This window comes from Achromobacter sp. SLBN-14, from assembly GCF_006715415.1.
GTDB lineage: Bacteria > Pseudomonadota > Gammaproteobacteria > Burkholderiales > Burkholderiaceae_B > Achromobacter > Achromobacter mucicolens.
Genome location: NZ_VFNE01000001.1, coordinates 787848 through 799634, shown reverse-complemented (window position 1 = coordinate 799634; position 11787 = coordinate 787848). Strand labels below are relative to the sequence as shown.

Annotated in this window: 12 protein-coding genes; 11 read left to right on the top strand and 1 reads right to left on the bottom strand. The window is 65.7% G+C overall.

Annotated features, from left to right (window positions below):
- Positions 1 to 3: 3 nt before the first annotated feature.
- From FBY20_RS03685 to cysM, 7 genes are all read left to right on the top strand, one after another.
- Positions 4 to 366 (top strand): integration host factor subunit beta, encoded by a 363-nt coding sequence (locus FBY20_RS03685; RefSeq protein WP_056322254.1) that lies wholly within the window; start codon positions 4 to 6, stop codon positions 364 to 366.
- A 209-nt stretch (positions 367 to 575) separates the two neighbouring features.
- Positions 576 to 890 (top strand): lipopolysaccharide assembly LapA domain-containing protein, encoded by a 315-nt coding sequence (locus tag FBY20_RS03680; RefSeq protein WP_062838607.1) that lies wholly within the window; start codon positions 576 to 578, stop codon positions 888 to 890.
- 46 nt (positions 891 to 936) lie between these two features.
- Complete coding sequence (gene lapB, locus FBY20_RS03675; RefSeq protein ID WP_056322260.1) at positions 937 to 2151, top strand: lipopolysaccharide assembly protein LapB; 1215 nt, start codon at positions 937 to 939, stop codon at positions 2149 to 2151.
- Positions 2148 to 3089, top strand: a complete 942-nt coding sequence (gene rfaE1 / locus FBY20_RS03670; protein ID WP_056322264.1) for a D-glycero-beta-D-manno-heptose-7-phosphate kinase — start codon at positions 2148 to 2150, stop codon at positions 3087 to 3089. The genes lapB and rfaE1 overlap by 4 nt, the downstream gene beginning before the upstream one ends.
- The gene (gene rfaD / locus FBY20_RS03665; protein WP_056322266.1) at positions 3086 to 4075 is read left to right on the top strand and encodes an ADP-glyceromanno-heptose 6-epimerase; all 990 of its coding nucleotides are present in this window, start codon (positions 3086 to 3088) and stop codon (positions 4073 to 4075) included. Before rfaE1 ends, rfaD begins: the two co-directional genes overlap by 4 nt.
- A gap of 170 nt (positions 4076 to 4245) precedes the next feature.
- Complete coding sequence (locus FBY20_RS03660; protein WP_142050098.1) at positions 4246 to 4752, top strand: helix-hairpin-helix domain-containing protein; 507 nt, start codon at positions 4246 to 4248, stop codon at positions 4750 to 4752.
- 223 nt (positions 4753 to 4975) lie between these two features.
- The gene (cysM, locus tag FBY20_RS03655; protein WP_056322744.1) at positions 4976 to 5884 is read left to right on the top strand and encodes a cysteine synthase CysM; all 909 of its coding nucleotides are present in this window, start codon (positions 4976 to 4978) and stop codon (positions 5882 to 5884) included.
- A 153-nt stretch (positions 5885 to 6037) separates the two neighbouring features.
- Here the strand turns inward: cysM and mltB are convergent, their stop codons facing one another.
- The gene (gene mltB, locus FBY20_RS03650; protein ID WP_056322271.1) at positions 6038 to 7198 is read right to left on the bottom strand and encodes a lytic murein transglycosylase B; all 1161 of its coding nucleotides are present in this window, start codon (positions 7196 to 7198) and stop codon (positions 6038 to 6040) included.
- 10 nt (positions 7199 to 7208) lie between these two features.
- Here mltB and FBY20_RS03645 point away from each other — a divergent pair, with 10 nt between their 5' ends.
- From FBY20_RS03645 to aspT, 4 genes are all read left to right on the top strand, one after another.
- Positions 7209 to 8132 (top strand): histone deacetylase family protein, encoded by a 924-nt coding sequence (locus FBY20_RS03645; RefSeq protein WP_082586273.1) that lies wholly within the window; start codon positions 7209 to 7211, stop codon positions 8130 to 8132.
- Between the two features lie 71 nt (positions 8133 to 8203).
- Positions 8204 to 8953, top strand: coding sequence for an electron transfer flavoprotein subunit beta/FixA family protein (locus FBY20_RS03640; protein ID WP_056322273.1), 750 nt, complete (start codon positions 8204 to 8206; stop codon positions 8951 to 8953).
- Between the two features lie 2 nt (positions 8954 to 8955).
- Entirely contained in the window at positions 8956 to 9885 is a 930-nt protein-coding gene (locus FBY20_RS03635) for an electron transfer flavoprotein subunit alpha/FixB family protein (RefSeq protein WP_056322276.1), read from the top strand.
- 196 nt (positions 9886 to 10081) lie between these two features.
- Positions 10082 to 11773, top strand: a complete 1692-nt coding sequence (gene aspT, locus FBY20_RS03630; RefSeq protein WP_056322278.1) for an aspartate-alanine antiporter — start codon at positions 10082 to 10084, stop codon at positions 11771 to 11773.
- Positions 11774 to 11787: the final 14 nt, after the last annotated feature.

Here is an 11787-nt window from a genome sequence, read left to right as displayed (position 1 = left end):
TTCGTGACCAAGTCGGAGCTGATCGCCGCCTTGGCGGCCCGCTATCCTCAGCTGGCCGCCCGCGACACCGATTACGCGGTCAAGACCGTACTTGATGCAATGACCCAGGCGCTTGCCTCGGGTCAGCGCATCGAGATCCGCGGTTTTGGCAGTTTTTCGTTGTCGCAGCGGTCTCCCCGCATCGGTCGCAATCCCAAATCCGGCGAGCAGGTGCTGGTGCCTGGCAAACAGGTGCCGCACTTCAAGGCAGGCAAGGAATTGCGCGAACGGGTGGACCTGGTCGGCGGCAATGACGAGGACGCTCAATCCTCCGGATCGAGCGAGTCGATGCCGTCTTCCATGGCAGGTTTGCACGCCATGCATTGACGCGTCGGCCAGGCAGAGCTGCCTTCGGGCAGATCGGACCGCGAACGAAGCCCCTTGAGAAATCAAGGGGCTTTGTTTTTGTGGCGCCCGTTCACGCGTTCGTCCCACCTTGGCATTCGCTGTCCGGGCTCCGCATTGGGGCTTTTTTTTCTCTCGCCGTGAAGACGTCGCTTACAATTGACGGTCTCGAATCATCTGGAGCATGCGCCATGCGCTATCTCGTCTGGGCCCTGCGATTGCTCGTCTTTGTGGCGGTGTTGATGTTCGCCTTGAAGAACACCGACCCCGTCGCCGTGAAGTTCTACGCCGACTACGTCATCCAGGACGTCCCGCTGATCGTCGTCATGCTGGTCGTATTCGTGCTTGGCGCGTTGTTCGGGCTGCTGCTGACCGTTCCCGCAGCGCTGCGCCGCCGCCGCGAGGCCATCCGCCTGCGCCGCGAACTGGATCGCATCCAGGCCGCCGCCAACGGCACCACGCCCGTCGTGCCCCCCGAAGCCGTCGCTCCCATGTCGCCGCTGTGACATCGCGCCGGCTTTTTTGCACCGAATTACCGCATGAGTCCGAATAGTGGATTTTGAACCTTGGTGGTTGATTTTCGTCCCGGTGCTGTTCGCGCTGGGCTGGCTGGCCGCGCGTTTCGATATCCGGCAGATGCTGCGGGAAACGCGTAGCCTGCCTGACTCCTATTTCCGCGGGCTCAACTTCCTGCTCAACGAAGAGCCGGACCGCGCCATCGACGCGTTCGTCGAGGTCGCCAAGCTGGACCCGGAAACCACGGAGCTGCACTTTGCCCTGGGCAGCCTGTTTCGCCGCCGCGGCGAAATGGAGCGCGCCATCCGCGTGCATCAAAGCCTGCTGAACCGTTCCGACCTGCCGCAGGCCGAGCGCGAACACGCACAGCACGAACTGGCGCAGGACTTCCTGAAGGCCGGGATGCTGGACCGGGCCGAAAGCGGTTTCGAGCAGCTCAAGGACACGCGTTATGCGTTGCCCGCGCTGCGCTCGCTGATCCGCATCTATGAATCCGAACACGATTGGCCGCGTGCGATCGAGGCCGTCAAGACCTTGCAGGGCCTGGTCGACGAGCCCGTCCCGCAAATCGTGCACTACTACTGCGAGCAGGCGCAGACCGCGCTGGCGGCCAAGCCCGCCGACGTCGAAAGCGCGCACAAGGCGCTGGATGCCGCAGACCACGCGCTGACCACCACCGAGGCCGCCTCGAGCAAGGGCGCCAAGGTGCGCACCGCCATGCTGCGCGCGCGCCTGGCGCTGATCGAGCAGGATCCCAAGCGCGAAAGGCTGTACCTGGAATCGGTCATGACCGACGCGTCCGAGTACGCCGGGCTGGTGGCCGAGCAGTTGCTGGCGAACTATCGCAACGCCAACCAGGCCGCTGCGGGCCTGGACTTCCTGCAAAAGCAGTACGGCCGTCATGCGTCCCTGGATCTGTTCAACGTGGTGTTCCGGGAACTGCGCGTGCAGCAGGGCGCGGCGACGGCTTGGGCCTTCGCGCGCGGCGCGCTGCGCAGCCATCCTTCGCTGCTCGGCCTGGATCGCCTCCTGGAGGCCGAACTGGCCAACGGCGACAGCGATGGCGACCACGGCCCGGTGCCTGGCGCGGACCTGACCCTGCTGCGCAGCCTGATCCACAAACACACGCAACGGCTCGATCGCTACGCATGCCGCAATTGCGGTTTTCAAGCGCGTCGCTTCTACTGGCAATGTCCCGGCTGCAACGCCTGGGAAACCTATGCGCCGCGCCGTCTGGAAGAACTTGAATGAACTCTTTTCCCGCCGAAGCCATTTCGCGTAGCCGCGTGCTCGTGGTTGGCGACGTCATGCTGGACCGCTACTGGTTCGGCGAAGTGGAGCGCATCTCCCCCGAAGCGCCGGTGCCGGTCGTGCGGGTCGCCCGCCGCGAAGATCGTCTGGGCGGCGCCGCCAACGTGGCGCGCAACGTGGCCGCGCTGGGCGGCCATGTCACGCTGGTCGGCGTGCTGGGTCAGGACGAGGCCGGCGACAGCGTCCGGCGCCTGTCCACCGAAGCCGGCATCCAGGGCGACCTGATCGCCGACAACGAGCTGCACACCACCCTGAAGATGCGCGTCCTGGGCCGCCAGCAGCAACTCTTGCGCGTGGATTTCGAACAGCATCCCTCGCAGGCGTCGCTGGACGCCGTGGACGCGGCCCTGGCGCGCCACCTGGCCAACCACGACATCGTGGTGCTGTCGGATTACGCCAAAGGCGTGCTGACCCGCGTGGAGTCGCTGATTGCGCTGGCGCGCAGCGCAGGCATCCCGGTGCTGGTGGATCCCAAGGGCGATGACTACTCGCGCTATCGCGGCGCGACCCTGGTCACGCCCAACCGCTCGGAAATGCAGCAGGCGGTCGGCCGCTGGAATTCCGAGGCCGAATTGACCGATCGCGCGCAGCGCCTGCGCGCGGATCTGGACCTTGAAGCCCTGCTTGTGACGCGGTCCGAGCAGGGCATGACTTTGTTTTCCGATGCGGGACGCGATCACACCGATGCGCAGGCGCACGAAGTGTTCGACGTGTCGGGCGCGGGCGACACCGTGCTTGCGACGCTGGCGGTCACGCGCGCCATCGGGCTGCCCTGGGCCGAAGCCATGGGCTGGGCCAACAAGGCCGGCGGCATCGCCGTGGGCAAGCTGGGCACGTCCGTCGTCACCGCCGCGGAATTGGCAGGAGAATCCTCATGATCGTCGTTACCGGAGCCGCGGGCTTCATTGGCAGCAACCTGGTTCGCGGGCTCAACCGCCGCGGCATCGAAGACATCATTGCCGTCGATGACCTGTCCGAAGGCGACAAGTTCGTCAATCTCGTCGATTGCAAGATCGCCGACTACATGGACAAGGACGACTTCCGCCGCCGCGTCGCCGACGGCAGCCTGCCCGATATCCGCGCGGTGCTGCACCAGGGCGCGTGCTCGGACACCACCGAGCGCAACGGCCGCTACATGATGGACAACAACTACCGCGTCACGCTGGAGCTCTTCGAGTTCTGCCAGACGCGCCGCGTGCCGTTCCTCTATGCGTCCTCCGCGGCCGTGTACGGCGGGTCGACGACCTACGTCGAGCATCCCGACAACGAAGGCCCGCTGAACGTCTACGGCTATTCCAAGCTGCTGTTCGACCAGGTGCTGCGCAAGCGCATGGACAGCCTGACGGCGCAAGTCGTCGGCCTGCGGTATTTCAACGTGTATGGCCCGCACGAGCAGCACAAGGGCCGCATGGCCTCGGTGGCCTTTCACAACATGAACCAATTCCTGGAACACGGGCACGTGCGCCTCTTCGCGGGTTGGGACGGTTACGTGGATGGCGGCCAGAGCCGCGATTTCATCTCGGTCGAAGACGTGGTCGCGGTGAACCTTCACTTCCTGGATCATCCCGAACAATCCGGCATCTTCAACTGCGGCACCGGCAAGGCGCAGCCGTTCAATGACGTGGCGGCCGCGGTGGTCAACACGCTGCGCGCCGAGCGTGGCGAGGCCGAGCTGACGCTGGCGCAGCTGGCCGAACTGGACCTGATCCGCTACATCCCGTTCCCGGACGACCTCAAGGGCCGCTACCAAAGCTACACGCAGGCCGATGTCACGCAGCTTCGCGCCGCCGGCTTCACGGCACCCATGCGCGATGTGCAGACGGGTGTGGCCGAATACGTGCGCTACTGGCGCGCCCGCAAGTAATCCTTCCGGCAGCCGATCCGACAAGGCCACCGCCATGCGGTGGCTTTTTTTCGCCTGCGTGGTTGCCGGGCTGGATGAATTGATTCACTCGCCGGGCGCGGCGCGGGGCGGCGCCCGATGATGGGAACAAGGCGTGGCAACCGCTGCGCTCCGACCCGTCAGGAGAACCCATGAATCCCTTCGTCCATTCCACCGTTGCCCGCCATCTGCCGCTCGCGCCGTGGCGCCGCGCGCGTCCGGCCGCCATGCCCGCCTGCCCGCGCACGGGCCAGCGTGTGCTGCGGCAGGCGCTTGGCGCCTTGCTGCTGTCCGCCGGCCTTGGCGTGGCCGCGCCGCCCGCCCAGGCCGTGGATATCAACCAGGCAACGGCGGCCCAGCTTGAAGGCCTGCGGGGCATCGGCCCGCGCACCGCCGACATCATCGTGCGCGAACGCGAGCGCGGTGGCCGTTTCGAATCGCTGGACGACCTGACCGAGCGTGTGCGGGGCATCGGACAGAAAAAGGCGCAGGCGCTTCAAGCGGCGGGCCTGACGATCGGCGCGGCGGGCGCCGCACCGAAGTCTGCGGCGGCAACCGCGCCCGCAGCCCGCGCCGCAGCAGGCAAGGCGGCTGCGGCAAAGCCGGCCGGGGCGTCCACGGCGGGCGGCGCGCCGGTCCCGGCCCGCGCCAAGCCCTGAGCCCGGCGATCTGGCGATCAGCCGATCAGCCGATCAGCCGATCCGGCGATCCGGCGATCCCAAGGTCCAGCGATCCAGCGATTCAGCGATCCGGCGATCCGACGATCCGACGATCCGACGATCCGGCATCCCCGCATCCCCGCATCCCGGCGATGCGGGGAGCCCCTGGCGTGTGCGCGGCTTTTGGGGCCGCGCGGCGCCGGGCGGAGTTATGATCGACCGCATGACTACTACCTACCCCACCATCGAGCAGACCGTCGGCAACACGCCCCTGGTGCGCCTGCAGCGCATTCCCGGGGCGGCGGGCGACGCGCGCGGCAATGTCATCCTGGCCAAGCTGGAAGGCAACAACCCGGCGGGATCCGTGAAGGATCGCCCGGCCTTGTCGATGATCCAGCGCGCGGAAGAGCGCGGCGACATCAAGCCGGGCGACACGCTCATCGAAGCCACCAGCGGCAATACCGGCATTGCGCTGGCCATGGCCGCCGCCATGAAGGGCTACCGCATGATCCTGATCATGCCGGACAACCTGTCCGTCGAGCGGCGTGCCGCCATGGCGGCGTATGGCGCTGAGCTCATCCTGACGCCGGCCGACAAGGGCGGCATGGAATACGCCCGCGACCTGGCCACCGAGATGCAGGCCGATGGCCGGGGGCTGGTGCTGGACCAGTTCGCCAATCCCGACAATCCGCGCGCGCACATTGAAACCACGGGCCCGGAACTCTGGAACCAGACGGAAGGACGCATCACGCACTTCGTCAGCGCCATGGGCACCACGGGCACGATCATGGGCGTGTCCACGTACCTCAAGTCGCGCAACCCCGCCGTGCAGGTGGTGGGTGCGCAGCCGGCTGAAGGATCGCAGATCCCGGGCATCCGCAAATGGCCCGAGGCCTATATGCCCAAGATCTTCGACCGCAGCCGTGTGGACGCCTACGAGTCCATCCAGCAGTCCGAAGCCGAAGTGATGGCGCGGCGGCTGGCCGCCGAGGAAGGCATTTTCGGCGGGATCTCGTCGGCCGGCGCCCTGGTCGCGGCCCTGCGGGTTGCCGAGCGCGTCAACGATGCGACCATCGTGTTCATCGTGTGCGACCGCGGCGACCGCTATCTGTCCACGGGCGTCTTCAACTGACCTGCTGGCCGCCCCGCGCGGGATTGCGCGGCGCGCCGCCCAGGACGAGGCGGCAATCGCTTGAATGAAAAAACGCCCCGGCGGTTGCATCCGCCGGGGCGTTTGTCCATCCGCGCGGCAGCAGTCACCGCGGGAAAATCGGCGCGCGCGCGATCATCGCGTCACGCGGGCCTCGATCTCGGTGGCCAGGTCGGCCACCGACGTGGCGTAGAAGTAGCTGCGGTTGTACTTGGTGAGCGCAAAGAAGTTGGGCGTCCCCACGCGATACTGCGCCGTGCCGCGCATTTCCTCGACCAGATCCACCACGCCCAGCGGCTGGCTGACCCAGCCATCGCTGGATGCGCCGGGCTGCAGGCGCGAGCCGGCCGCCGTCAGCGTGGTCCAGCTTTGCTTGGGCTCCAGGCCGCCGTCCACCAAGGCGGTCGGGTCGGCGGGCAGCACCACGGGCGCGAACACCGGCACGCCGCGCTGCCAGCCGTGCTGCGCCAGGAAACTGCCCACGGACATGATGGCGTCCTGGGTGTTGTTGGTCAGGTCGATATGGCCGTTGCCGTCGCCGTCCACGGCGTAATGCATCACGCTGGTCGGCATGAATTGCGGCATGCCGATGGCGCCGGCGTAAGACCCCTTGGTTTCCAGTTCCAGCTTGTCGTTCATGACGAGCGTCAGGAAGTCGGCCAGCTGGGTGCGGAACATCGTGGCGCGCTCGGGCTTGGCCGGGTCCGGGTAGTCGAAGGCCAGCGTGGCCAGCGCGTCCAGCACGCGGAAATTGCCCATGTTGCGGCCATACAGCGTTTCGACGCCGATGATGGAGGCGATGATCGGGGCCGGCACGCCAAAGCGTTGCGCCGCCTGATTCAGCAGGTCGCGGTTTTCGTTGTAGAACTCGACGCCCCAGGCAATGCGCTTGGGTTCGACGAAGCGGGAGCGATAGGTCAGCCAGCTGCGCCAGACCTTCTTGCCGGGTGGGGAGGGCGCGATGAGCCGCGCCACCGTGGCGTTGTAACGTGAGCTTTCCAGCGCCTGGACCATCGGCGCCAGCGGCAGCTGACGCTCGGCGGCCAGGTTTTCGACGAAGGTGCGGACGTCGGGCCGCAAGGCGCCGGACGGCGTCAGCGTGGCTGGCGCGTCGTCCGCGAGTTCGGGGCCGAGCGTCGGCGTGCTGGGCCCGATGCGGATGGCGGGCGTCCCTGAAGCCTGAGCGGTCTGGGAAGCGGAAGGAGTGGAGGTTGCTGCGGTGGGAGTGGTGGTGGAGCACCCCGCCAGCAGAGCGGAAAGCGCGCCGAGTTGCAGTATTCGCCGACAGATGAACATAATCTTCCTTATGGAGACCATGTATCTTACCCACCCGGCATGCCGCTTGCATGAAATGGGAAGCTGGCATCCGGAAAGCCCCCAGAGGCTGGACGCCATCTCCGATCAGTTGCTCGCAAGCGGATTGATGCCTTACCTGAATGACCGGCAGGCGCCGCAGGCGTCCCGCAATGACCTCTTGCGCGTGCACACTGTCCAGTACCTGGACAGTTTGCAGAAACATACGCCGGACCAAGGGTATTACCCTATCGATCCCGATACGCTCATGAACCCGCACACCTTCGAGGCGGCGTTGCATGCGGCGGGAGCGGGGGTGGCGGCGGTCGATGCCGTGCTGGGCGGCGAGGCGCGAACGGCTTTCTGCGCCGTGCGTCCGCCCGGGCACCACGCGTGCCGGTCGCAGGCCATGGGCTTCTGCTTTTTCAACAACGTCGCCATTGCGGCGCAGCATGCCATGGACTTTCACGGCCTGACGCGCGTGGCGATCGTCGATTTCGACGTCCATCATGGCAACGGCACCGAAGATGTCTTTGCCGGGGACGATCGGGTGCTGATGTGCAGCTTCTTCCAGCATCCGTTCTTTCCCAACAGCGGCGCGGACCATCCGGCCGCCAACATGCTCAATGTGCCCGTGCCGGCCTACACGGCTGGCGCCGCGGTCAGGACCATCGTCACGGACACCTGGCTGCCGCGGCTGGAGGCGCACCGTCCGGAATTGATCCTAGTGTCCGCGGGCTTCGATGCCCATCGCGAGGACGACATGGGGCAGATGGGCCTGGTGGAGGCGGACTACGCCTGGATCACCGAGCAGCTGGTCGAGGTGGCCGATCGCCACTGTCAGGGCCGGATCGTGAGCACGCTCGAGGGCGGTTACAACTTGTCCGCCCTGGGCCGCAGCGTGGTCGCGCACATACGGGCGCTGGCGAAGCTGTAGAATCAGGAAAAAATTGTGCAATGCGATCCCGGCGCATGCCGGGTCATTATTTTCCAATTGGAGGCAGCGGGATGAAGGTGTTGGTACCTGTCAAGCGCGTCGTTGACTACAACGTCAAGGTGCGCGTCAAGTCTGATCAGACCGGCGTGGATATCGCCAACGTGAAGATGTCCATGAACCCCTTTGACGAGATCGCCGTCGAAGAAGCCACCCGCCTGAAGGAAAAGGGCGCGGTCGCTGAAGTCGTGGCGGTTTCTTGCGGCGTTGCGCAATGCCAGGAGACACTGCGTACCGCCATGGCCATCGGCGCCGATCGCGGCGTGCTGGTCCAGACCGATGCCGAACTGCAGCCGCTGGCTGTCGCCAAGCTGTTGAAAGCGCTGGTCGATAAGGAACAGCCCCAGCTCGTGATTCTGGGCAAGCAAGCCATCGACGACGACGCCAACCAGACGGGCCAGATGCTGGCCGCGCTGCTGGACTGGCCGCAAGCCACGTTCGCCAGCAAGGTCGAGCTGGCCGACGGCAAGGTCACCGTGACGCGCGAAGTCGACGGCGGCCTGGAAACCCTGTCGCTCAAGCTGCCCGCCATCGTGACCACCGACCTGCGCCTGAACGAGCCGCGCTACGTCACGCTGCCGAACATCATGAAGGCCAAGAAAAAGCAGTTGGACACCGTCACGCCGCAAGACCTGGGCGTTGATCCCGCGCCCCGCCTGAAGACGCTGAAGGTCAGCGAGCCGCCCGCCCGCAAGGCCGGCATCAAGGTTGCCGATGTCGCGGCGCTGGTGGACAAACTCAAGAACGAAGCGAAGGTGGTCTGATCATGACGACGCTGGTTATTGCCGAACACGATAACGCCCAACTCAAGGGCGCAACCCTGAACGCCATCGCCGCCGCCGCCAAGATCGGAGGCGACGTGCACGTGCTGGTCGCCGGCGCCAACGCGCGCGCCGTGGCCGACCAGGCCGCCCAGGCCGCCGGCGTGGCGAAGGTCCTGCTGGCCGATGCCCCGCATCTGGCTGACGGCCTGGCCGAAAACATCGCCGCGCAGGTGCTGGCCGTGGCCTCGAGCTACAGCCACATCCTGTTCCCGGCCACGGCCTCGGGCAAGAACGTGGCGCCCCGCGTCGCCGCCAAGCTCGACGTGGCGCAGATCTCCGACATCATCGGCGTCGAATCCGCCGATACGTTCCAGCGCCCGATCTATGCCGGCAACGCCATTGCCACCGTGCAATCGGCCGACGCCGTCAAGGTCATCACCGTGCGCACGACCGGCTTTGACGCCGTCGCCGCGCAAGGCGGTTCCGCCTCGGTCGAAGACGCTGCCGCTGTCGCCGACTCGGGCCTGTCCACGTTTGTGGGCCGCGAAGTCGCCAAGAGCGATCGTCCCGAACTGGCCGGCGCCCGCGTCGTGGTGTCGGGCGGCCGCGGTCTGGGCAGCGCCGAAAACTTCAAGATCCTGGATCCGCTGGCCGACAAGCTGGGCGCCGCGCTGGGCGCTTCGCGCGCCGCGGTCGACGCCGGCTACGCGCCGAACGACTGGCAGGTTGGCCAGACCGGCAAGATCGTCGCGCCGCAACTGTACGTGGCCGTCGGCATCTCGGGCGCCATCCAGCATCTGGCTGGCATGAAGGACTCGAAGGTCATCGTCGCGATCAACAAGGACGCCGAGGCGCCGATTTTTGGCGTGGCCGATTACGGCCTGGTGGGCGATCTGTTCACGGTCGTTCCCGAACTGACCAACGCGCTGTAAACCGCAGCGCAGGCGTCAATCAGAACCGCGGGCGTGACGCCCGCGGTTTTTTTTGCGCGGTTTTTTTTGCGCGTTTTATCCGCGCCGCAAAATTGTCAAAAACGTTTGATTTTCGCAAAGACTCTGCTAACGTAACCGACGCGCTACCCCCTGTTTGCGAATGTGCTTGACCTGTACAGAACGAAGGAGATTCGTGATGGAATGGTTCTTTGACACACTACGTAAGTACCCGGAGCTGGCGATTTTCCTGACCTTGGGTCTTGGCTATTGGATCGGCGCCAAGAAGATATTCGGCTTCAATCTGGGCGCAGTAACGGGAACCCTGTTGGTGGGCGTGCTGGTCGGCCAGCTCAACATATCGATTGCCCCCATTCTCAAGCAGGTGTTTTTCCTGCTTTTCCTCTTCGGTCTTGGCTACGGCGTAGGACCGCAATTCTTCCGCGGCATGAAAAGCGATGGCCTTCCTCAGGTCATTTTTGCCGTCGTCATCTGCGTGCTCTGCCTGCTGGTCACTTGGGGGACCGCGGTTGCGTTCGGCTTTGACGCCGGCACAGGCGCGGGATTGCTGTCGGGCGCGCAGACCATTTCGGCGGTCATGGGCGTGGCCACCGATACGATCAACGGGCTGTCCGTCGACGCCGCCACCAAGAAGCAGTGGATCGACAGCATCCCCGTCGCGTACGCGGTCTGCTACATCTACGGCACGGTGGGAAGCGCCTGGCTGCTGGCGTCCCTGGGTCCGAAGCTGATGCGCGTGGACATCGTCAAGGAATGCCAGGAGTACGAGGCCAAGATGTCCGGGGGGGCGGACTCGATGGAACTGTCGGGCTACCGCAAATTCACGGCGCGGGCATACCGGCTGGACAACACGGAATACGTGGGCAAGACGGTGGGCGACCTGGAGGCGAAGTTCGTCGACGCCCGCGTGTTTGTCGAGCGTATCCGCCGCGGCGACCAGATCATCGATGCCGACTCCACCACCGCATTGCAGGCGGGCGACGTGCTGGGCGTAACCGGACGCCATGACGCGCTGGTGCTGCAGGCCTCGGGTCTCATTGGCACCGAGGTCGAGGACCGTGACGTCATCAACCTGCCCGCCGAAGTCGTCGAAGTCGTGCTGACCAACAAGAACGTGGCCGGCAAGACGATCAAGGAGCTTGCCGATAACGAGACTGTGCGCCAACTGGGCCGGGGCGTATTCCTGCGCAAGGTCGTGCGTGGCGGCCACGAGATGCCGGTCAACTGGGGCCTGAAGCTGGACCGCGGCGACCGCCTTTTCATGTTGGGCGCCAAGCGCGACGTCGAACGGGTCGTGGGCAAGCTGGGCTACGTGGACCGCGCGACCAACCAGACCGACATGGTGTTCGTGGGTTTCGGCATTTTGCTGGGCGGGTTGTTCGGCACGCTGGTGCTGACCGTGGGCGGAATTCCGATCACGCTGTCGACCTCCGGCGGCGCGCTGATTTCAGGGCTGGTGTTCGGCTATCTGCGCTCCGTGCATCCGACGTTCGGGCGTGTGCCCGAGCCGGTGCACTGGTTCCTGACATCGGTCGGCCTTACCGCGTTCGTCGCCGTCGTGGGCATCGTGTCCGGACCGGGGTTCGTACAGGGTTTTCAGCAGTTGGGCGCCAAGCTTTTCATCGCCGGTGTCATTGCCACCAGCATTCCGATGATCCTGGGCGTGCTGATCGCCCGTCATGTCTTCAAGTTCCACCCGGCCATTGCGTTGGGGGTCTGCGCCGGCGCGCGGACCACGACCGCGGCCATCGGCCAGATCACCGAGACGGCGAAAAGCCAGGTCCCGGCGCTTGGCTACACGGTGCCTTATGCCATCGGCAATACCCTCCTGATCATCTGGGGCATTGTCATCGTCATGCTCATGGCCTAGCAGGACAGCCCCGC